We start from the raw sequence: 19,792 nt of genomic DNA on the forward strand, positions 1-19,792 counted from the left end.
TATGACCCGTTTCTCCGGACGCCGGCTCGCCCTGCCGGTTCTTGCCTTCACTTTCCTTGTCGCGGCCTGTTCGGGCGTGTCGGGCGAAGGCTTCGTCAACCGCACACCGGACGACTATTGCAAGCTCAGCGACCGCTCGACCCTGTTCCTAATCGACCGGACAACGACGTTTGATGCCGGTGACCAGACCGTTCTGATGGAAAGCCTTGGCGGGGTGGTGGACCGGCTTGAGACAGGAGACCGGATCATCATCGCCACGATTTCCGACCACTACTCCAAGACGCGCCGGCTTGCGGATGCCTGCAAGCCCGGCTGCCCGCAAAGCGGCGGCGTGGTCGACGAGATCATGGGCAGCTGCAGCACGATGAAGGCGAAACAAGACCAGCAGCAGTACATCAGCAGCCTCGCTGCCTCCCTGCGCGAGGTCATCAACACCGCTGAGGACGCTTCGGGCTCCGACATCATCCGCACGATCGGCCATTGGACCGGCTCGACGGAAGCTGAGCCCTATACGCGGATCATCGTCTATTCCGACATGCTGGAGAACAGCGACATGATCGCCTGGAGCAAGTTTGCCGCCCTGCCGGAAGACGAGCTGATGGGTATCGTCGCCGATCATAGGGCAGGGGCAAGGACCCCGGGAACGCTGGTTCGGGTCATCGGCTATGGCCGCCTGCACGACAAGGCGCGCTCGCCCCTGCCGGCTGAGCTTGATGCCAAGCTGCGCGGCTTCTGGAGCCGCTATTTCTCCGAAGGCGGCGGTCAGGTCGAGTTTTCGGCCCAGTCGGGCGGCTGATCCTGCCCCCATATCGTCAGCCATGCCCAGTTGCTTTCGCCGCGCGGCGAACTTAGCGATATTCCGGACAGGAACAGGAGCGTCTGATGCGATACCCGTTTGGAATGACGATGGCCGGTGCGCTTGCGTTGGGGCTTGCCGCCTGCACGCCGGTCGAGACCGAGGTTGATACCGGCAGCGTGGAGCCGTCGACTGTGGACGCAGAAACCGCCGAAACAGAGGCCGAGGAGCCGGGGATGGGTGAATATGAAATGGGCGAAATGCCCAGCGAAGAGGCCCAGACAGCTGCTGCTGATGCCGCGCAGGCAGAAGCGGAGGCCGGGGTTGTCTATGCCGGCGCCGATCGGGCGGGCGGAGAAGTGTCGTTGGCTGCAGGTGAAACCCTGCGCATCGAACTCGAGACCATTCCGACGGCGGGCTATGTCTGGCAGATCGTCGAGAAGCCGGACTTCCTGGCTGTCGCAGCAGAGAATACCCGGGCGACCAATCCGGCGCTGCAGAACCTTCCCGGCTTTACTGGTGGCAACCACTATATGAGCTTCGACCTGACGGCGTCGGGCACCGGCACAGGTGTGGTGAAGCTGACCGAAGGCCGTCCCTGGGAAACCGAGGAAGAGCCGATGGATGCCTATGAGCTGACGGTTACCGTCACGGCGGCGGAGTAGGCCGCCCCTTGGCAGATACCCACGCCGCCCCGAAGACCGGCATCACCGCCGACGGCTTCCTGACCGACAGCTGGTATCTGGCTGCCCCGTCTGCGGAGCTGAAGGCGGGCCAGCATCAGCGGATCATGATGTTGGGTGAGCCGGTCGTCGTGGGGCGCACCCCGGCGGGGGAGGCGTTTGCCCTGCGCGATATCTGCCCGCACCGCCTGGTGCCGCTGTCGGCGGGCGAGCAGGTGGAAACGGATGGTCAGTGGACGTTGCAATGCCCCTATCATGGCTGGCGGTTTGGCACCGATGGCGGCTGCCGGCTGATGCCGAGCCTGACCGAAGGCAGCCTGTATGACCCCTCAAAGGTCAAGGTGCGCCGCTATCCGGTGCATGAGGCAAACGGGGCAGTGTATGTCTATGTGACGCATGACGCGCGCAGCACGGAGCCGCCCGCCGTTCCGCCTCCGGACTTCGGACCGCTGCCCGACAAGCCGAAATTCGTCATCCACGACCTCTTCAATGCGCATATGGATGACGCTGTCGTGGGCCTGATGGACCCGGCGCATGTGCCCTTTGTGCATAACCAGTGGTGGTGGCGTCCGCCCTCTGCGGGGTTGAAGCTGAAGCAGAAGCCCTTCATCCCGACCCTGCGCGGCTGGGCGATTGACCGGCATGCGCCTTCTTCCAATTCCAAGCTTTACCGCTGGGTGTTCGGCGGGGACGTGATGACGGAGATCCGCTTTCAGCTACCCGGCTACCGGTGGGAGATCATCTCCAACGCGACCGCGCGCCTCTTGACGCTGACCTGCCTGACACCGGAAGCGCCCAAACGTACACGGATCACCCAGTTCACCTGGTGGACGGGCGCCCCGCTGCTGAACCTCGCCGTCCCGGTGGCAAAGCATATGGGCGCAACCTTCCTGGCGCAGGATGGCCGGATGGTGGACCTGCAGAATGAAGGCATGGCGCATCAGAAGGCGATGCTGTGGATCGACGACATCGATGTGCAGGCTAAATGGTACCAGATGCTCAAGCGCGAATGGACAGCCGCCCGGAGCGAGGGCCGTGAGTTTGCCAATCCAATCGAGCCGCGCGTGCTGAGATGGATGAGTTGAGGCAGTCTGCCTCCAAAATGCCCTGAAAAAGCCTTGGACAAATGAAAAGGTGCCCACTGGCCGGAGCGCGTGATCGCCCCATGTTATGGCCCGCGCCGCGCTTGTCCCAAGCTGCAACGGCGCGCCACCAGAAGGATTTACCGAATGAAACTCTATCTTCTTGCCGCTGCGGCCAGCGCTCTGACGCTTGCTGCCTGCGCCCCCGCCGAAACTCCTGCGCCGGTCGTCGAGCCGCCGGCTGTTGAAGAACCCGTCGCCGAACCGGTTGCTGAAGCCCCTGCTCAGACGATTGTCGATATTGCCGCTGGCAATCCCGACTTCTCCACCCTGGTTGCCGCCGTTCAGGCCGCGGGCCTGGCTGAAACCCTTTCTGGCCCCGGCCCGTTCACGGTGTTCGCGCCGACGAACGCTGCCTTTGCCGCCCTTCCGGAAGGCACCCTCGACAGCCTGCTGCTGCCCGAGAACAAGGACCAGCTGACCCAGATCCTCACCTACCACGTCGTGGCAGGCAAGGTCATGGCCGCTGACGTTCCCTCGGCCGATGCCGGTGTAGCGACCTCGACGGTTGCCGGTCTTGACCTCTCCGTGCGCGCCGAAGCCGACGGCTCGGTTAAGGTAAATGATGCGACCGTCACCACGGCCGACATCGAAGCTTCCAACGGCGTCATCCACGTCATCGACACCGTCGTCCTGCCGCGCCCGGCTGAATAAGCCGCAAGCGCCCTTTCTGGCGGACAATCAAAACCGCGCCTGCTTCATTGCAGGCGCGGTTTTTTTTCAGCGGCGCGAACAAAAAGTGAAAATGGGAAGATTCCATTTACTGCCCAGCCTGTTAGGGTGTCGGCGATGAGCAACCCGATTCGTATCCTCGGCATCGATCCGGGCCTCCGCCATACCGGCTGGGGCGTCATCGAACAGGTGGGCGCGCGGCTTGTGCATGTGGCCCATGGCGTGATCGAGGCGCCGACCGACATTTCGATGGCTGAGCGGCTCGGCCATATCTTCGAGGCGGTCGGAGAGCTTGCCCGCCACCATGGGCCGGATGCGGCCGGCGTCGAGGAGACCCTCGTGAACGCCAACCCCCGCTCGGCGCTGAAGCTCGGCCAGGCGCGCGGCGCGGCGATGGCCGCCCTTGCCATGGCGGGCGTGCCGGTTGCCGAATTTGCCCCGCGCCAGATAAAGCTGACGGTTGTGGGCACCGGCACGGCCGACAAGGACCAGGTGAAATTCATGGTCCAGCGCCTCCTTCCGAGGGCAGGGGCGATGAAGCTCGACGCGGCCGACGCGCTCGCCTGCGCCATCTGCGCGGCCCATCACCGGCCCCTCCAGATGAAGAAAGGCGCGGCATGATCATCGGGCGTCTGAAGGGCGAGGTTGCAGCCATCGGGCTCGACCATGTGCTGATTGATGTCAACGGCGTGGGCTATGTCGCCCTCGCCGGCACGCGCTTGCTGGCAAGGCTGCAGACGGGCGACGCGATCACGGCGCATATTGAAACGCGCGTCACCGAAAGCTCGATCACCCTGTTTGCCTTCGCCACCGATGAAGAGCGCGCCTGGTTCGTGCGCCTGCAGGATGTGCCCGGCGTTGCCGGAAAATCTGCCCTCGCCATTCTCGACGGGCTTTCCCCGGCTGACATCATGGACGCGATTGCGCTGGGCGACGCAGGCGCGTTCACACGCGCCAAGGGTATTGGTAAGAAACTCGGTGAGCGGATCGTTACGGAGCTGGCCGGAAAGGCGCCCCCGCTCGGCCGGTTTGGCAAGTTTGAAGTCGCCGCTGTGGCCGGTCTTGCCTCGGCGCGCCCTGAGGGCGTCACGGGCAGCCGCGCCGAAGCGGTCAGCGCGCTCGTCAATCTCGGCTACACCCAGGGTGAAGCGGCCAGGGCCGTTGCCGCCGCCGCCAAGAACGGGGCTGAAGAAGTTGGCGCGCTCGTGAAAGGCGCGCTTAAGGAACTGGCGCGATGAGCCGCGAGGGAAGCCTCTCTGATCCTAACGCCCAAGGGCCCGACGCGCTGGACCGTGCCCTCCGTCCACAGACGTTTGAGGATTATGTCGGCCAGCGCAAGGCGAAGGCCAATCTCAAGGTTTATGTCGAGGCGGCACGCGGGCGCAAGGAAGCGCTCGATCATGTGCTGCTGTTCGGGCCGCCCGGCCTTGGCAAGACCACGCTGGCGCAGATCCTTGCCCGGGAGATGGGCGTCGGCTTCCGCGCCACCTCCGGCCCCGTGATTGCCAAGGCGGGCGACCTTGCGGCGATCCTTACCAATCTTGAGCCCAATGACGTGCTCTTTATTGATGAGATTCACCGGCTCCCGGCAATCGTGGAAGAAATCCTCTATCCGGCGATGGAGGATTATGCCCTTGACATCGTGATCGGAGAGGGGCCGGCAGCGCGGTCTGTGCGGCTCGATCTGGCCCCGTTCACGCTTGTGGGCGCCACGACGCGCGCCGGCCTTTTGGCTACGCCGCTGCGCGATCGGTTCGGCATTCCCGTACGCCTTGAGTTTTACGAGCCCGAAGAGCTTGGCCGCATTGTCATGGCAGCGGCCCGCAAGCTCGGTGTTCCAATCACGGAAGACGGGGCGGTGGAAATCTCTGCCCGCGCGCGCGGAACGCCGCGCATCGCCCTGCGCCTCCTTCGCCGGGTGCGCGACTTTGCCGAGGCCGAAGGGGCCGACATCACCCGCGCCTCTGCAGCCCGGGGACTGAAGCGGCTCGAGATCGACGAGGATGGGCTCGATGCGCTGGACCGGCGCTATCTCCACGCGCTGGTAAAAACCTATGCGGGCGGGCCCGTCGGTGCCGATACGCTGGCGGCGGCCCTGTCCGAAGCGCGCGACGCGGTGGAAGACGTGATCGAACCCTACCTGATGCAGAAGGGTTATGTCGCGCGCACGCCGAGGGGTCGGGTGGCGGCGCCGCTCGCTTATGAACGGCTCGGCCTGAAGGCGCCCAACGGGCAGCAGTCAGCGCTCTTCGGGGAAGACGAAGCATGATGGAAGGAAGCTGTTTTTGCGGCGCGGTCGCTTACCGGGCTGAAAGCATGGGCCCGATCGGGCATTGTCATTGCCGGACTTGCCAGAAAGTGCACTCAGCAGCTTTCGCACCCACGGCGAGGGCGCCCCGGACCGGATTCGGCTGGACAAGGGGCGAAGATATCGTCGCCAGCATTGAAACCACGCCTGGCAAGCTGCGCTATTTCTGTCCGCGGTGCGGATCACACCTTGTGGCCGAATTGAAAGATCAGGGCTCGGTTATTCTGCGTGTTGCCAGTCTCGATACGCCTCTGCCTTCCAAACCCGTCATTCATATTTGGACGAGCCATCAGGCAGCCTTCTTCGATTTTGACGATGGCTTGCCGCGTTTGGCTGAAGGTGTTCCCAGGCCGCCGGAAAGTTAACGGTCCAGGTTCATCGCCCAGAGCAGGCCAATGATCGCCCCCTTGATCCGGGGAAGGAGCATCAGGACAGCCAGGATCGCAAATGCGCTGAGCGCAGGCAGGGTGATCCAGAGCGGCCAGCTTTCCTGCCGGGAACTGATGAAGGTCAGGCCCGCGAGGAATGGCCCGAGAATCAACACCGTGAGCCAGGGCGGCCCGTCTTCGGCGCGGATGCGTCCGATGGGCGCGCCGCAGGCCGCGCAGCTCTCCACCTGCTTCAGATACCGCGCATAGAGTTTTCCCCGCCCGCATTCCGGGCAGCGATGGCCAAGGCCCCGCAGCACGCGCCGCCAGGGGGGCAATGGGGCCGGGGAGGGCGCGCCGGGATCGATCATGCATCGCTCTTACACCCGCCGCGGCCCCGCTGTTATGAGGGATGACGCCGCACGGGTCTCCTGCTAGCTTCCGGTCATGGCGCTGGGTTGGGACGATATCGAGCAGGCAGAAGGCTTTGCAGGGCTGCGCGCCCATGCAGACGCTGAGGTTGTGCCCCTGCTTAACGACGCAGACATGCGCCCGATGGACGGCAAGAAACTGAAAGGCCGGATCAGCGGGGTGCTTACCGGCGGATTTATTTTCTTTGTAATCAGTTTCCTGATCATTCAGGGCCTCCTGCCCAATACATGGTGGGGCGAAACACTCGTCTTCATCCTTTTTCCAGTGCTGTTTTTCGGGAGCTTTATCGGCGCGCTGTTCCTTTTCCGGCGCACTCTTGTGAACGTATTGCTGGACGCAAAGCGCCGATTCCTTATCCGGGGAAAGGCGCTGGCCGTCCTGTGCGCGCCCTTGGGGCTCTCCTATGTGCCCACGCCGGGCGGCTCTCCTGGCGCGCTCAAATGGCTGGCGCAGCAGAGCTGGGCACCGGCCGAGCTGCGCAATCTTGCCACGACCTTCGATGAAGCCGGCGGGATGGACGAGGCGGTCGCGGCCGCGCGCGAAACCGGTCTAATGATTGAGTCCAACGTCTATGTCGTTGGCAGCAAGGAGCAGAAGGAACGCTATCAGGAACTCGCCGCCCGGCAGGCGACGATCGAGGACGGGTTTCACGGGGTCCGGCGTGGGGTCGCATTCGACATGTTCGAATGGGTCGAGCGGGTCGAGGACGCGCCCGACATTCATCACCTCGTGATCGTGCTTGATGCGCCCTTTGACCTGCACGGGGTCACCCAGCTGCGCGCCCGCAAGACCAGCTGGCCGCAGGAAGCCTCGGGCGTGCGCTTTGCCGATGTCGATCTTGGCCCGAAGGCGTTTGACGCAGCCTACCGTCTGCGAGCCACCGACCAGGTGGAAGCGCGCGCGATCTTCAATCCGGCGGTCATCGAGCGGGTGATCGGCCTTGCCCATGACGGCAAGTTCCGGGGCGTCGCCAAGAGGCGCCGGCTCGTGTTTGACTTTCCGGGAGTGAACCGGTTCAACCTGGTAGATGTTGTGAGCGGCGCCTGGAGTGAGGAAACCCTGCGCCAGACCATTTCGGATCTGACCGAAGCGCTTACCCTCGTCGATACGCTGGCCCATGCCTTCATGCTGGCGCGCAAGTCTGATACGGGCGGGGAATGACACTTCCTGCTCTTGATTCCCGGAACTTCGATGCGGCCCGCCAGCACTGGATTGCCGTGCGCGTTTATTACGAAGACACAGACTTCACCGGCATGGTATATCACGCCAATTACCTGCGCTTCTTCGAGCGGGGCCGGTCAGACCATTTGCGCGACGCCGGGGTCTCCCACCAGTCGCTGCTCGCACGGGAAGATCCGGCCGCCTTCACGCTGACGAATGTGAACGTCACCTATCGAAAGCCCGGCAAGGTGGACGATCTGCTGCATATCCGTACCCGTTATCTGGGCATGGATGGGCCCCGCATCCGCTTCTCGCAGGCCTGCCTGCGGGACCGGGAGCAGATCGCCGAGGCCGAGATCACGGCCGTGATGATCCATGCTGACGGGCGCCTGCGCCGCCCGATAAGGGAAATCGCGGAGCTGCTGGAAGCCTTCAAATGGGCCGGCAAAGATTAAGAATCCGCCATAATGGCTTAACCATCATGCAGTAAGGCTCATATCGACTGAGCAAAGCCTGCAACACGCCGTGTTTCTGCCGGATTTGAACTAGATTACAGAGCATAAATTACCAGTGGCCGCAGTTGAACCCCCCCGCATTTCTGGTACCGCAGGTGCGGCCCGGGGAGCTGTGATCTGCCCTGGCTCGCCAAGGAGATGACGAGACCCATGGAAACAGAAGCAATCGGCGTGGTTGCCAGCCATTCGGATTTTTCCCTGATCAGCCTGCTGATGGCCGCAGACCCTGTGGTGAAGCTGGTGCTTGTCGCCCTGTTTCTTGCGTCGGTATGGTCCTGGATCGTGATCGGCGAAAAATTCTTCAAGCTGGGCGGCCTTAAGAAGTCCTCACGCGAATTTGAAGAGGCGTTCTGGAGCGGCCGTGCCGGCGAGATCGACATGCGCCCGGGGCAGGGTGGCAAGGACCCCGCCAGCCGGGTGTTCATCTCCGCCGCCCGCGAATGGTCAGACGCCGGCAAGGGCCAGCCCGCCGCTGAAGCCACCGCCATCGTCAGCCGCGCCGAACGCTCGATGCGCGCCGCCGTCGACCGCGAGATCGGCCGGGCCAGTTCCGGCCTGTCCATTCTGGCGACGATTGGTTCTGCTTCACCCTTCATCGGCCTCTTCGGCACGGTCTGGGGCATCATGAACGCGTTCCTGAAAATCGCAGAGCAGCAGGATACGAGCCTCGGCACCGTGGCCGGCCCGATCGCTGAAGCCCTGTTTGCCACCGGCCTTGGCCTGATCGCCGCCATTCCGGCGGTCATCTTCTACAACAAGTTCACCAGCGACCTGACCAAGCTCGGCGATCAGCTCGACACATTTTCCCAGGATGTCCTCGTGCGCCTCTCCCGGCGCGCGTCGGATGCCTCGCGCGATTAAGGCGGCCAGCCCATGGGTCTGATCCTCGGTTCTGGTGGCAAAGGCGGACGGCGCGGACGGCGTGCGCTGAACGCCGAAATCAACGTGACACCCTTCGTGGACGTCATGCTGGTGCTGCTCATCGTGTTCATGGTCACCGCGCCGATGCTGGTGCGCGGTGAGCAGCTCAACCTCCCGCGGACAACCTCCGCGCCGCTCAAATCCGATCCCAATGACGCTCCGCTCACCGTCTGGGTCAAGCAGGACGGCACGGTTCTCGTGCAGCAGACGGAGATGGAGATCGACGGCCTGGGCGCCCAGCTGCAGGCGATCGTCGGCGAGGGATATGACAAGGACGTCTTCCTCTATGCCGATGAAGCGGTGCCCTATGGCATCGTGATGCAGGTGACCGCCGAAGTGCGCGGCGCAGGTTTCACCCGCATGTCCTTCGTTACTGAACAGAAGACCGATCAACCCCGCTGACCGCATAAGGAACCCGCCTAACCGATGCTTCGTGGCCTGACAGTTTCCGCCCTAGTACATGCCAGCGTACTGGCCATGGCGGTTGTCTCATGGCCGCAGCAGAGGGATGACTGCCAGGAACAGATCGACCGCCTGCGCCGGGAGCAACCGGGCATCAGCTCGGTTGAGATTCTGATGCAGCTGCCCCAATGTGCCTCTTCGGCGGACCTCCCGATCGACTTCCTTGAGATCGGCCGCATCTCTGACGTCGCCGAGCTGCGCCGCTCCGATACACCTGAGCCGGAGCCCGAAGCGGCGCCTGAAGCGGCGGAGGAAACCCCGCCGCCCCCGGAACCTGAAGCGGCTGAGCCAGAGCCAGAGGTCGAGGTGCCTGATCCGCGCCAGCCAGAGCCCGAGCCGCTAAACAAGCCAGAGCCCAAGCCCGAGCCGAAGAAAGAGGAACCCAAGCCGAAGCCTAAGCCGGTGGAAAAGCCCCCGGCCAAGCCGAAGAATGACCTTGATTTCCTAGATGATTTTGAAAGCGCGCTACAGTCCAAGCGCACTTCGGAGCAGCGCCCCGATGCCCAGCAATCGGACCGGCCCGTGCTCGCCAATTCCGACCGCGACCAGGCTGGGGCAGGGGCGCGCACCGGCGCGACCGCCTCGCTTCAGGCCGCCCTGCGCCGTCAGATAATGGAATGCTGGACGACCGTCGATGACCTTCCCCCGGAGCACCAGATTGACGTTACGGTGAATGTCAAACTCGCTCGCGATGGGTCGCTGGCGGAGTCGGTCAAATTGCTTGAGCCCCGCTCGCGTCCAGTCGGCCGGTCCGGCATTGCGGTTGACCGCGCGCTGCTGGCAGTCCGTAAATGCGGGGAAATCGGGAATTACCGTCTTCCGGCGGAAGATTACGAGCTTTGGAAAGATATCAACGTTACGCTTGGCCCGAAACAGGGTTGAGACGTCTGCGTCGCAAGAATTCGATGAGGAGTCCGAACTGATGCTGAAACGCCTGATGCCACTCCTGGCAGTCATCCTGCTGGCCCTTGGGCTGGCGGCGCCTGCCAGTGCCCAGCTGCAGGTCCGGGTGGATGAGGGCAACTTCAAGCCCACACCCATCGCCATTCCGGACTTCCAGGTGACAGGGAGCAATACCCAGCTCGCTCGGCAGATCGCCGACGTGGTGCGCGCTGACCTTGCCTCCACTGGTCTGTTCGACATGCAAAACCCGGCCTCCTTCATCCAGCGCGATCTCTCGATCAATGCCGAGCCGCGCTTTGCCGACTGGAAGATCATCCGTACCGACGCGCTGGTCGTCGGCGCCTTCGAGGAACTCCCCGATGGCAAGCTCGCCGTCTCCTTCCGTCTGTGGGACGTCTATGGCGGGGAGCTGATGCGCATCAATGGCGAGCCCGGCCGCCGGCTGACCACGACGCCGGAAAACTGGCGCCGAATCGCCCACAAGATTGCCGACTCGATCTACACGCGCCTGACCGGTGAAGACCCGTATTTCGACACGCGCCTTGTCTACATCGCCGAAACCGGCCCGAAGACCGAGCGCGTCAAAAGGCTCGCCATCATGGACAGCGACGGGGCCAACCAGCAATATCTCACCTCCGGCCGCTCGACCGTGCTGACGCCCCGCTTCAGCCCGTCTTCCCAGGAAATCACCTACATGTCGTTTGAAGGCGGCCGGCCGCGCGTCTATCTCTTCAACATCGAGACAGGCCGTCAGGAACTCCTGGGCAATTTCCCCGGCATGACATTCGCGCCGCGTTTTGCCACCGATGGCCAGAGCGTGCTGCTCTCCCAGGCCCAGCGCGGCAATACCGACGTCTACATTATGAACCTGCGTACGCGGGAAAGCCGCCGCCTGACCGACCACCCAGCGATTGACACCTCGCCGTCGATGTCGCCGGACGGTCAGTCGGTCGTGTTCAACTCCGACCGGGGCGGCACGCCGCAGCTTTACATCATGAATACCGATGGCTCACCGCGCGCCTGCCCGTCGGGCGGCCGGGATACGGCTTGCCGCATCACCTTCGGCAAGGGCCGCTATTCAACGCCCGTCTGGTCGCCGCGCGGAGACCTGATTGCCTTCACCAAGCAGGAAGGCGGCAAATTCTATATCGGCGTGATCGGCATCGATGGCAGCGGCGAGCGCCTGTTGTCTGAATCGTATCTTGATGAGGGTCCGGACTGGTCGCCCAACGGCCGTGTCATCGTCTTCTTCCGCGAAAACCGTCCCGGCGCGGGTCCCCAGCTTTGGTCGGTTGACCTGTCTGGCCGCAATGAGCGCCGCGTGATGACGCAGACCGATGCCTCTGACCCGGCCTGGTCGCCGGTGCTGCAGTAAGCTTTGTCCCGGCCCGTGCCCAAGGAGTGGGCTCAAGAACGGGCCGGGGAGCCAGAGTAAGGCCATTTTGTGGCAAAAACACCACAAAGGCCCGAAAAATCGGCGGAATACAGATTGTCGCGATAAAACAGTCAGAATAAGGAAATATAGGCCCGACAAGACGGCCGCCGACAAAAATAAGCCGCGAAGCGGTCCGTTAGTGCCACCTGAAGTAAACTTGGAGCCCCGACATATGCATACTCTCCTGAAAGCCTCTGCCGCTGCCGCTTTGTTGGCTGCCATGGCAGCTTGCGCTTCCCGCCCCCCGCCGGTCGAAGAACAGCCGGTCGCCCCTCCGCCGGTTGAAGAGACCGTCGAGGAAACCGAAACCGTTGTCACAGAGCCGGTTGAGACATCTTCGATCACGCCCGGCTCGCTGGAAGACTTCCGCGTGAACGTTGGCGAGCGCGTCTATTTCGACCTCGACCAGTTCCGTCTGGATTCTGACGATCAGGAAATCCTGAAGCGTCAGGCCGCCTGGCTCAACGCTTACCCGAACGTTCGCGTTCTCGTCGCCGGCAACGCTGACGAGCGCGGAACGCGCGAGTACAACCTCGCCCTTGGCGAGCGCCGCGCTTCGGCTGCAAAAGACTACCTCGTCAGCCTCGGTGTCAGCGCTTCGCGCATCGACACAGTGTCTTACGGCAAGGAGCGTCCGATCGCTGGCGGCTCGAACGACGAGTCGTGGGCAATGAACCGTAACGCCTGGACCCAGATCGTTTCTGGCGCCACCAGCTAAGCTGACTGCGTTTACGTGATGAAAAGGACAGCCGGGTGCCATAATTTGGCCCCGGCTGTTTCTTTTAGTCCCGGGGGCTGAAGTTTGCCCCCCGCACCCGGAGATACCCGTCATGCTGAAAGCCTCTCTTACCGGCCTCGCCGCCCTTGGACTTCTCGCCACGCCTGCCTTTGCGCAGGCCCGTGGCGCACCGATCGTGAAGGGCGTGACCACCGGCGATCTCTCCGTTCAGGTAGACCAGACCCGTCAGCAGACGGCAGATCTGATGCTCGAGATCAACCGCAATTCTGACCGCATCAATCAGCTGAGCGGGCGTATTGAAACCCTCGAGTTCGAGCTTTCGCAGACACGCAATGCCAGCCAGCAGCAGATGCTGGACAATGAAGCGCTGGCAGACCAGAACGCCGCGCTGCGCGCGCAACTGGAAGCCCAGGCCCGCGCGATCACCGCGCTGCAGATGGTCATGGGCATAGAGCCCTCAGAGCCCCTCGATACCGGGGCAGGTGGCCCCGCCGCCTCCCTTCTGTCTTCGTCAGGTCCTGCACCGGCCGGCCCGATGCCCGGCGCGCAGGAAGGCTCCAGCGGTGGCCCCTCGGTGCTCACACCGACGCGCACGGCTCAGGGCGGCCTGCCGGAAGGATCGCTCGGAACCATCTCTGCCAGCCAGCTGCCTGGCGAAGCTGGCCCGCTCTTCGCGGTGGCCCGCCAGCGCCTCCTGGCGCTCGACTATGCCGGCGCTCAGCAGGCTTACCAGGAATTCATCAACAAGTTCGGCGATGACCCGCAGGCCGGCGAAGCCTATTTCTGGCTGGGCGAAACGCTCCACCAGCAGAATGCCTATGCCGAAAGCGGTCAGGCCTACACCACGATGATCCGCTCTTTCCCGGATGACGCACGCGCGCCTGATGCGCTCGCCCGCCTTGCCCGTTCGATGCGGCTCATCGGGGACACCGCCAAGGCCTGCCAGGCACTGGACACACTGCCCAAGCGCTATCCTGACGCTTCCAAGGTCGTACGTGACCTGGCTGCGGTCGAGCGCACGCGCTCCGGATGCAACAACTAAGGCCGCAATCTGCCTTTGAGGCGGCGCTATCGGCGCTGCCTGCCTGCCTGCTTGATGCCCCCGTCGGCGTTGCCGTTTCCGGCGGCAGCGACTCTCTGGCGCTGCTGATCCTTGCCCAACGCTGGGCGTCAGGGCAAGGGCGCAAGCTGGTTGCCTTCACCGTCGATCATGGTCTGCGCCCGGAAGCGCGTGAAGAGGCTGAAGCAGTCGGCTGTCTGTGTGCCGGGCTCGGCATTGCCCACCAGATTCTCAGCCTCGAAGGCGCCCCGCCGCGCCAGTCGGCGCTCCGGCGCCTGCGCCACGGCGCGCTCGCCCAGGCGCTTCGCGGAAAATCAGGACGGCTGCTCCTGACCGGCCATACGGCGAACGACCAGGCCGAGACATTTCTCATGCGCGCCCGTCAGAGGTCAGGCTGGTATGGCCTTGCCGGGATGCGCCCGCTTTCGCTCTCGCCGGTCTGGCCGGAAGGGGAGGGCGTGTTCATCGCGCGCCCGCTTCTGGCGGTCCCCCGGGAAGCGCTCCGGGCGCTTCTCCGGGCTGAAGGGATTGGCTGGGCGGAGGACCCGTCAAACGAGAATCCTGCCTTCGAGCGGGTGCGCATGCGCCGCCTTCTCAGCCTGGAAGTGGCCGGAAGTATCCATTTTTTGTCCTTGATTGACCGCTTTGCGACATTGAGAATGCTTGAGGATGGCGCGATCTGGCGCTGGATGGCCGTAAACGTCCGGGCCACGCCGGAGGGTCTGGAGGCCGGAGCAGTTGCCAACCTGCCCCCCGAAAGGGCCGCCCGGGCGCTGGGCATCCTGCTGCAGATTGCCGCCGGACGGGACCGGCCACCCCGCGGGGACGCCCTCGCCCGCCTCGCCGAACGGCTTGTATCCAAACAAGATTTCAGAGGCGCCACGCTGGCGGGCTGCCGGATCCGGCCCCGCCGGGGCGGCGTGAAACTGCAGCCCGAAACCGGCCCGTCGCCGCTCGGCATGGCCGCCCGCCTCGACGCCACCCTCGCCATCCTTTCCGCCAACCCGAATGAAATTGCCGCATCAGCAGGAAAGGAGTCGTTTTTAGAGGAATTGGTGCCTATCTTCTAACATCAATCCCATATGGTTGGTTGAATCAGTTTCTGACGGAACCTTTGCTATGAATGTCCGGAATTTGGCGATCTGGGGCGCGCTCGCCCTGCTTGTGATCGGTATGGCTGTGATGATGGGGGGCAACCCCGAGGTTGCTCGGGCCCAGCCCACAAAGCTTTCCGAGATTTACCAGTTGGCCGAAGACGGCAAGCTCTCCGAAGCGACGCTGGGCGATACGACCATCATTGCCAAGACCACGGACGGGCAGACGCTGAAAAGCGAGCTGCGCGCCCTCGACATGAAAACCGAGGACGTGCTCACCCAGAACAACGTTCCCTTCTCAGTCAAACCCGACACCGGCCGTAACAATGTCGCGTCGGTTCTTCTCTCGCTCCTGCCGATCCTGCTGATCGTCGGCTTTGTCTTCTTCATGATGCGCCAGATGCAGGGCGGCGGTACGCGCGGAGCGATGAGCTTCGGCAAATCCCGCGCTCGCCTGCTGACCGAAAAGCATGGCCGCGTCACCTTTGACGATGTTGCCGGCGTCGATGAAGCCAAGGAAGAGCTTCAGGAGATCGTCGAATTCCTGCAGGACCCGTCCAAGTTCCAGCGCCTCGGCGGCAAGATCCCGAAAGGCGCCCTGCTCGTCGGCCCGCCCGGCACAGGTAAAACCCTGCTGGCCCGCGCGGTTGCGGGTGAGGCGGGCGTGCCGTTCTTCACCATTTCCGGTTCCGACTTCGTCGAGATGTTTGTCGGCGTCGGTGCCAGCCGCGTGCGCGACATGTTCGAACAGGCCAAACGCTCGGCGCCCTGCATCATCTTCATTGACGAGATCGACGCGGTTGGCCGTTCGCGCGGCGCAGGCCTTGGCGGCGGCAATGACGAGCGCGAGCAGACGCTGAACCAGCTGCTGGTCGAGATGGACGGTTTTGAAGCCAACGAAGGCATCATCATCATGGCGGCGACAAACCGCCCGGACGTGCTTGACCCGGCGCTGCTGCGTCCCGGCCGCTTTGACCGGCAGGTTACCGTCGGCAATCCGGATATCATCGGGCGCGAAAAAATCCTGCGCGTTCACATGCGGAATGTGCCCCTCGCCAAGGATGTCGAGACCAAGACGATTGCGCGCGGCACGCCGGGTTTCTCCGGCGCAGACCTCGCCAACCTCGTAAACGAGGCAGCTCTCCTGGCGGCTCGCCGCGGGAAGCGCGTCGTTGCGATGCAGGAGTTCGAGGACGCCAAGGACAAGGTCCTGATGGGCCCTGAGCGCCGCTCGATGGTCATGTCGGAGAAAGAAAAAATCCTGACAGCCTGGCACGAAGCTGGTCACGCGGTTGTGGCGATGAAAGTGCCTGCGGCCGATCCGGTCCACAAGGCAACGATCATTCCGCGCGGCCGGGCTCTCGGGATGGTCATGCAGCTGCCGGAAGACGACAAGCTCTCCATGTCCAAAGTCGAGATGACCTCGCGCCTGGCGATTATCATGGGTGGCCGCGTCGCGGAGGAGCTGAAATTCGGGGATGACAATGTCACCGCCGGCGCCGCGTCCGACATCCAGCAGGCTACGCGCCTTGCCCGGGCGATGGTCACACGCTGGGGCTATTCCGACATCATCGGTCCGGTCGATTACGGCTCGGACCAGGGCGACGTGTTTCTTGGCCAGCAGCTCATGCAGTCTAGCCACATATCGGAAGAAACCTCGCGCAAGATCGAGGAAGAAGTCCGTAAGCTGATCGAAAAGGGCAAGGAAGACGCCCGCCACATCATGACGCAGTACCGCAATGATTGGGAAGCGATTGCCACCGGCCTACTCGAATTCGAGACCCTGTCGGGCGAAGAGATCGCCGGCCTTCTTAAAGGCACGCAGCCTAGTCGGCCTGACATTTCCGACGATGACGGCGGTCCCTCTTCGGCTGTGCCTGTGATCGGCAAGCGCAAGAAGCCCAAAGATAGCGGCATTGGCGACGCAGAGCCCAACCCGGCCTGACGCTCAGATTAAACCCGTGTTCTGAAGGCCCTTCCGGCGATCCGGGAGGGCCTTCTGATTTTGGCGCGCGGTGCAGAAAAGGCGAAAGGCTTGCCTTTCCGGGGCGTGTCGGTAGTCTGGCGGTCATGACGTTGAAACTGGCTGCCGCTCCCGCTTTCGCCCTTGTTCTAGCCGCTTGTGCGAGCGCGCCGGAAGCCCCGGCCAATATTCCGTTTGCGGAAGGCCTTGCGGCGGCCTGCGGCAAGGCGTTCGAGGGCCGGGTGGTCAGCGACGATGCGGTTGATGATGACTGGCGCGAGAACCGGTTGGTCGTTCATGTGCGTGATTGCGAGCCGGGCGTTTTCCGCATGCCGCTAAGCGTGGGCGAAGATCGCTCGCGGACCTGGGTGCTGACCGCCACGGGTGAAAACGGCGGCTGGGAACTGCGCCATGTTCATCGCCACGAGGATGGCGGTCTTGACGTACTGACCGATTATGGCGGCTTTTCTGTATCCGATCCTGCTGGGGCGCGACAGGAATTTCCGGCTGACCAGGCGACCAAGGACCTCTTCGACAAAGAAGGTATCCCGGTTTCCAAGACGAACGTCTGGGCGGTTGAAATGCGGTCTGCGGATCAGGTGCTGGCATATGAACTGAAGCGGCCAGAGCGTTTCTTCCGGGTAGAGATCGATCTTTCCAAGCCGGTGGAGATCCCGCCGCCGCACTGGGCGCCCCCTGCGCCTCCGATGTGAGTACAGCGGGCAACCGGTCCGGACGCCGGTCAGCCCCTATGTCCACCGCCCGGTGGAGGGCGCCTTTCAAGCGGCGACGCGCTTTGATCCACCTTTCCCGCCGCAGGAAGTTGGGAAGGGGTGACCCATATGGGTTCTGGAACATCGCCGCCATGAACTCTATTTCGCAAGCCCGCTCGAGATGGCGCATATCGCCGGTATTCTCAGAAAGCAGATCCTGCCGGACCCGCGCGATCTGGGCGCCGAGTACAGCGCGGTGAATTCGCACTGGCTCTCCCGCATGGACAAGGACTGGCTGGGCTGGAAGGTGCGGCAGGAAGTGGCGCGCCGGCTTTCGGCTGCCAGTAAGATCTAAGTCCCGCACTCAATTGTGATTGACACCCTCCTGGCTTCCCAAGGGCCGCCCCGCGCGATAGACAGCCGCGACAGCTGAGTAACAGACAATATCGAGGGGTTTTCCCATGGCCGGGCATAGTAAATGGGCCAACATCCAGCACCGTAAGGGCAAGCAGGACAAGAAACGCGCCGTGCTATTCGCGCGCCTGTCCAAAGAGATCACCGTGGCGTCCAAGATGGGCGGGCCGGACCCGGCGATGAACCCGCGCCTGCGCCTGGCAATTGCCAACGCCAAGGGCGTCTCGGTGCCCAAGGACAACATCCAACGCGCCATCGACAAGGGTCAGAGCAGCGGCGGGGCAGACTATGCCGATATCCGCTATGAGGGCGTCGGCCCGGGCGGTGTCGGCATCATCATCGAAGCGTCGACCGACAACAAGAACCGCGCGGCAACCGACATTCGCACAGCCTTCTCCAAGAATGGCGGCGCGCTGGGCACCACGGGCTCTGTGTCATTCAATTTCGACCAGCTGGGCGAGATAGAATATCCCGTCAGCGCCGGGACGACAGACGAGGTTATGGAAGCGGCCATCATGGCCGGCGCGCAGGACGTTGAGTCCGATGAAGAGGGCCATTGGATCTATACGGCCCGGGAAGACTTTGCGGCGGTTTCAATGGCGCTGGCGGAACACTTTGGAAGCAAGGTGGAGCCCACATCAGCGAAGATCATCTGGAAGCCGAAAGTGACCACGGCCGTTTCTGGAGATGCTGCCGATCAGCTCATGAAGCTGCTGGATGTTCTCGACGAGCTGGATGACGTTCAGAACGTCTACGACAATTCAGAGCTTTCCGAAGAAGAGATGGCACGTCTCTCCGGGGGGTGATCAGCTGAAGGCGCCCAGGCCGAGGCTTTCGAGGATGCACTCTGAGTCTGCGCCTGGCCGGGGCGGCGGCAAACGCAGGCTGGCCGGGGTCTCTGAAAACTTCACCGGATGGCGCATGGTCCGGTAGCTGCCTGCTTCGGGATGGTGCGCTGCCGTAAAAAATTCCGTCGCAACCAGATGCGGGTCTGTCAGGACTTCCGCCATTGTGTTGTAGCGCATGGCCGGAATGTCGGCCTGGTCCATCAGTTCAAGCCATTCGGCGGTTGTCTTGGTGGCGCTGACCTCTTCGATCAGCGCGTAGAGCTCGCCGACATTTTCTGTGCGCGCCTGATAGGTGGAAAAGCGGGGGTCCTTGAAGATCCCCGGCATGCCGCCGATTTCAAAGAACCTCTCCCATTGCTGATCCGAGTACGGAACAAGACCTATGAAGCCGTCCTTGGTCGGGTAAGGGCGGCGGTTGGGGTTGATCGAGCGGGTGTAGGCCAGCTTGCCGTTTCCGGGAAGAAAGGTTTCGCCATATAGATTTTCGACCATGTTGAAGAAGGTGAAGCTTTCCAGCATCGGAACCTGGACGAACTGTCCCTTTCCCGTGCGGGCGCGGTGGAAGAGGGCAGCGAGGGTTGCGTAGGTCGCAAACAGGCCGGCGGTCTTGTCCGCAACGAGGGAGGGGGCGTATTCGGGCCGGCCGCCTGAGCGCAGGGCATTGAGATCTGCGAAACCGGAGGCGCCCTGGATGAGATCGTCATAGGCCTGACGATGTTCATAGGGACCGCCCTGGCCAAATCCGGCGCAATGAACATAGACGATGTCGTCTTTCAGCGCCTTGACCTGCTCGTACCCAAAGCCAAGCCGCTCCATGCCAGCCAGCCGCACATTGTGGAAGAAACAGTCGGCTGTCTTCAGGAGTTCGGTAAGTGCGGCCTTGCCCTCCGGTGACTTGGCGTCGAGCGTGAGCGCGCGCTTGTTGCGGTTCAGCGCCATGTAGATAGGGCCCAGATCGCCGGTTGGGGAAGCGCCGGCATAGCGCATCGTGTCACCCCGGCCGGGCGGCTCGATCTTGATGACCTCTGCTCCGAGATCGGCAAGGATCAGGGTTGCAAATGGTCCAAGAACCACCGAGCTCATGTCGACAATGCGGATGCCTGAAAGCGGGCCGGAAGGGGTCGTGTCGGTCATCTGGGGCCTCCATATTCTGGCGGTAACTG

General features: G+C 63.1%; 23 protein-coding genes. 21 read left to right on the forward strand and 2 right to left on the reverse strand.

Annotated features, from left to right (window positions below):
- Position 1: 1 nt before the first annotated feature.
- From KG722_RS04290 to KG722_RS04325, 8 genes are all read left to right on the forward strand, one after another.
- Entirely contained in the window at positions 2–796 is a 795-nt protein-coding gene (locus KG722_RS04290; protein WP_213269830.1) for a hypothetical protein, read from the forward strand.
- Between the two features lie 86 nt (positions 797–882).
- On the forward strand, positions 883–1,461 hold the full coding sequence (locus tag KG722_RS04295) for a protease inhibitor I42 family protein (RefSeq protein ID WP_213269831.1): 579 nt from the start codon (positions 883–885) through the stop codon (positions 1,459–1,461).
- A gap of 8 nt (positions 1,462–1,469) precedes the next feature.
- On the forward strand, positions 1,470–2,564 hold the full coding sequence (locus tag KG722_RS04300) for an aromatic ring-hydroxylating dioxygenase subunit alpha (RefSeq protein WP_213269833.1): 1,095 nt from the start codon (positions 1,470–1,472) through the stop codon (positions 2,562–2,564).
- A 144-nt stretch (positions 2,565–2,708) separates the two neighbouring features.
- Positions 2,709–3,275, forward strand: a complete 567-nt coding sequence (locus KG722_RS04305) for a fasciclin domain-containing protein (RefSeq protein WP_213269834.1) — start codon at positions 2,709–2,711, stop codon at positions 3,273–3,275.
- Between the two features lie 135 nt (positions 3,276–3,410).
- Positions 3,411–3,914, forward strand: coding sequence for a crossover junction endodeoxyribonuclease RuvC (ruvC, locus tag KG722_RS04310; protein WP_213269835.1), 504 nt, complete (start codon positions 3,411–3,413; stop codon positions 3,912–3,914).
- Positions 3,911–4,531 (forward strand): Holliday junction branch migration protein RuvA, encoded by a 621-nt coding sequence (gene ruvA, locus KG722_RS04315; RefSeq protein WP_213269837.1) that lies wholly within the window; start codon positions 3,911–3,913, stop codon positions 4,529–4,531. Before ruvC ends, ruvA begins: the two co-directional genes overlap by 4 nt.
- Positions 4,528–5,562 (forward strand): Holliday junction branch migration DNA helicase RuvB, encoded by a 1,035-nt coding sequence (ruvB, locus tag KG722_RS04320; protein ID WP_213269839.1) that lies wholly within the window; start codon positions 4,528–4,530, stop codon positions 5,560–5,562. Before ruvA ends, ruvB begins: the two co-directional genes overlap by 4 nt.
- Positions 5,559–5,966: a GFA family protein gene (locus tag KG722_RS04325; RefSeq protein WP_213269841.1), complete on the forward strand. Its 408-nt coding sequence runs from the start codon at positions 5,559–5,561 to the stop codon at positions 5,964–5,966. Before ruvB ends, KG722_RS04325 begins: the two co-directional genes overlap by 4 nt.
- Here KG722_RS04325 and KG722_RS04330 read toward each other — a convergent pair.
- Positions 5,963–6,340 (reverse strand): DUF983 domain-containing protein, encoded by a 378-nt coding sequence (locus KG722_RS04330; protein WP_213269843.1) that lies wholly within the window; start codon positions 6,338–6,340, stop codon positions 5,963–5,965. The genes KG722_RS04325 and KG722_RS04330 overlap by 4 nt on opposite strands.
- A 76-nt stretch (positions 6,341–6,416) precedes the next feature.
- On the opposite strand from KG722_RS04330, the gene KG722_RS04335 reads away from it, so the two are divergent.
- From KG722_RS04335 to KG722_RS04395, 13 genes are all read left to right on the forward strand, one after another.
- A complete protein-coding gene (locus KG722_RS04335) occupies positions 6,417–7,562 on the forward strand; it encodes a DUF3137 domain-containing protein (protein WP_213269846.1) in 1,146 nt (381 codons plus the stop codon).
- Positions 7,559–8,017, forward strand: a complete 459-nt coding sequence (locus tag KG722_RS04340; RefSeq protein WP_213269848.1) for a YbgC/FadM family acyl-CoA thioesterase — start codon at positions 7,559–7,561, stop codon at positions 8,015–8,017. Before KG722_RS04335 ends, KG722_RS04340 begins: the two co-directional genes overlap by 4 nt.
- A gap of 210 nt (positions 8,018–8,227) precedes the next feature.
- On the forward strand, positions 8,228–8,938 hold the full coding sequence (locus KG722_RS04345) for a MotA/TolQ/ExbB proton channel family protein (RefSeq protein WP_213269850.1): 711 nt from the start codon (positions 8,228–8,230) through the stop codon (positions 8,936–8,938).
- 12 nt (positions 8,939–8,950) lie between these two features.
- A complete protein-coding gene (locus KG722_RS04350; RefSeq protein WP_213269853.1) occupies positions 8,951–9,400 on the forward strand; it encodes a biopolymer transporter ExbD in 450 nt (149 codons plus the stop codon).
- Between the two features lie 24 nt (positions 9,401–9,424).
- Entirely contained in the window at positions 9,425–10,342 is a 918-nt protein-coding gene (locus KG722_RS04355; RefSeq protein WP_213269855.1) for a hypothetical protein, read from the forward strand.
- Positions 10,343–10,382: 40 nt separating this feature from the next.
- Complete coding sequence (gene tolB, locus KG722_RS04360; protein WP_213269857.1) at positions 10,383–11,738, forward strand: Tol-Pal system beta propeller repeat protein TolB; 1,356 nt, start codon at positions 10,383–10,385, stop codon at positions 11,736–11,738.
- 232 nt (positions 11,739–11,970) lie between these two features.
- On the forward strand, positions 11,971–12,516 hold the full coding sequence (gene pal / locus KG722_RS04365; RefSeq protein WP_213269860.1) for a peptidoglycan-associated lipoprotein Pal: 546 nt from the start codon (positions 11,971–11,973) through the stop codon (positions 12,514–12,516).
- 112 nt (positions 12,517–12,628) lie between these two features.
- Positions 12,629–13,579, forward strand: a complete 951-nt coding sequence (gene ybgF, locus KG722_RS04370) for a tol-pal system protein YbgF (RefSeq protein WP_213269862.1) — start codon at positions 12,629–12,631, stop codon at positions 13,577–13,579.
- On the forward strand, positions 13,567–14,667 hold the full coding sequence (tilS, locus tag KG722_RS04375; RefSeq protein WP_213269864.1) for a tRNA lysidine(34) synthetase TilS: 1,101 nt from the start codon (positions 13,567–13,569) through the stop codon (positions 14,665–14,667). The genes ybgF and tilS overlap by 13 nt, the downstream gene beginning before the upstream one ends.
- 49 nt (positions 14,668–14,716) lie before the next feature.
- The gene (ftsH, locus tag KG722_RS04380; RefSeq protein ID WP_213269867.1) at positions 14,717–16,636 is read left to right on the forward strand and encodes an ATP-dependent zinc metalloprotease FtsH; all 1,920 of its coding nucleotides are present in this window, start codon (positions 14,717–14,719) and stop codon (positions 16,634–16,636) included.
- Between the two features lie 125 nt (positions 16,637–16,761).
- Positions 16,762–17,367, forward strand: a complete 606-nt coding sequence (locus tag KG722_RS04385) for a hypothetical protein (RefSeq protein WP_213269870.1) — start codon at positions 16,762–16,764, stop codon at positions 17,365–17,367.
- A 181-nt stretch (positions 17,368–17,548) separates the two neighbouring features.
- On the forward strand, positions 17,549–17,722 hold the full coding sequence (locus KG722_RS04390; RefSeq protein WP_213269873.1) for a hypothetical protein: 174 nt from the start codon (positions 17,549–17,551) through the stop codon (positions 17,720–17,722).
- Between the two features lie 106 nt (positions 17,723–17,828).
- Positions 17,829–18,587 (forward strand): YebC/PmpR family DNA-binding transcriptional regulator, encoded by a 759-nt coding sequence (locus tag KG722_RS04395; protein ID WP_213269875.1) that lies wholly within the window; start codon positions 17,829–17,831, stop codon positions 18,585–18,587.
- On the opposite strand, the gene KG722_RS04400 is transcribed toward KG722_RS04395, so the two are convergent.
- Complete coding sequence (locus KG722_RS04400) at positions 18,588–19,763, reverse strand: CoA transferase (RefSeq protein ID WP_213269878.1); 1,176 nt, start codon at positions 19,761–19,763, stop codon at positions 18,588–18,590.
- Positions 19,764–19,792: the final 29 nt, after the last annotated feature.

It is taken from the genome of Hyphomonas sp. (genome assembly GCF_018402285.1).
Taxonomy (GTDB): Bacteria; Pseudomonadota; Alphaproteobacteria; order Caulobacterales; family Hyphomonadaceae; genus Hyphomonas.

Excerpts from the sequence above, each read along its gene's own strand:
- KG722_RS04290 (WP_213269830.1), top strand. The coding sequence starts at position 2 with ATGACCCGTTTCTCCGGACGCCGGCTCGCCCTGCCGGTTCTTGCCTTC.
- ybgF (WP_213269862.1), top strand. The coding sequence starts at position 12,629 with ATGCTGAAAGCCTCTCTTACCGGCCTCGCCGCCCTTGGACTTCTCGCC.
- ruvB (WP_213269839.1), top strand. The coding sequence starts at position 4,528 with ATGAGCCGCGAGGGAAGCCTCTCTGATCCTAACGCCCAAGGGCCCGAC.
- KG722_RS04325 (WP_213269841.1), top strand. The coding sequence starts at position 5,559 with ATGATGGAAGGAAGCTGTTTTTGCGGCGCGGTCGCTTACCGGGCTGAA.
- KG722_RS04350 (WP_213269853.1), top strand. The coding sequence starts at position 8,951 with ATGGGTCTGATCCTCGGTTCTGGTGGCAAAGGCGGACGGCGCGGACGG.
- ruvA (WP_213269837.1), top strand. The coding sequence starts at position 3,911 with ATGATCATCGGGCGTCTGAAGGGCGAGGTTGCAGCCATCGGGCTCGAC.
- ruvC (WP_213269835.1), top strand. The coding sequence starts at position 3,411 with ATGAGCAACCCGATTCGTATCCTCGGCATCGATCCGGGCCTCCGCCAT.
- pal (WP_213269860.1), top strand. The coding sequence starts at position 11,971 with ATGCATACTCTCCTGAAAGCCTCTGCCGCTGCCGCTTTGTTGGCTGCC.
- KG722_RS04330 (WP_213269843.1), bottom strand. The coding sequence starts at position 6,340 with ATGATCGATCCCGGCGCGCCCTCCCCGGCCCCATTGCCCCCCTGGCGG.
- KG722_RS04355 (WP_213269855.1), top strand. The coding sequence starts at position 9,425 with ATGCTTCGTGGCCTGACAGTTTCCGCCCTAGTACATGCCAGCGTACTG.
- KG722_RS04295 (WP_213269831.1), top strand. The coding sequence starts at position 883 with ATGCGATACCCGTTTGGAATGACGATGGCCGGTGCGCTTGCGTTGGGG.
- tilS (WP_213269864.1), top strand. The coding sequence starts at position 13,567 with ATGCAACAACTAAGGCCGCAATCTGCCTTTGAGGCGGCGCTATCGGCG.
- KG722_RS04395 (WP_213269875.1), top strand. The coding sequence starts at position 17,829 with ATGGCCGGGCATAGTAAATGGGCCAACATCCAGCACCGTAAGGGCAAG.
- tolB (WP_213269857.1), top strand. The coding sequence starts at position 10,383 with ATGCTGAAACGCCTGATGCCACTCCTGGCAGTCATCCTGCTGGCCCTT.
- KG722_RS04400 (WP_213269878.1), bottom strand. The coding sequence starts at position 19,763 with ATGACCGACACGACCCCTTCCGGCCCGCTTTCAGGCATCCGCATTGTC.
- KG722_RS04345 (WP_213269850.1), top strand. The coding sequence starts at position 8,228 with ATGGAAACAGAAGCAATCGGCGTGGTTGCCAGCCATTCGGATTTTTCC.
- ftsH (WP_213269867.1), top strand. The coding sequence starts at position 14,717 with ATGAATGTCCGGAATTTGGCGATCTGGGGCGCGCTCGCCCTGCTTGTG.
- KG722_RS04385 (WP_213269870.1), top strand. The coding sequence starts at position 16,762 with ATGACGTTGAAACTGGCTGCCGCTCCCGCTTTCGCCCTTGTTCTAGCC.
- KG722_RS04340 (WP_213269848.1), top strand. The coding sequence starts at position 7,559 with ATGACACTTCCTGCTCTTGATTCCCGGAACTTCGATGCGGCCCGCCAG.
- KG722_RS04335 (WP_213269846.1), top strand. The coding sequence starts at position 6,417 with ATGGCGCTGGGTTGGGACGATATCGAGCAGGCAGAAGGCTTTGCAGGG.
- KG722_RS04390 (WP_213269873.1), top strand. The coding sequence starts at position 17,549 with ATGGCGCATATCGCCGGTATTCTCAGAAAGCAGATCCTGCCGGACCCG.
- KG722_RS04305 (WP_213269834.1), top strand. The coding sequence starts at position 2,709 with ATGAAACTCTATCTTCTTGCCGCTGCGGCCAGCGCTCTGACGCTTGCT.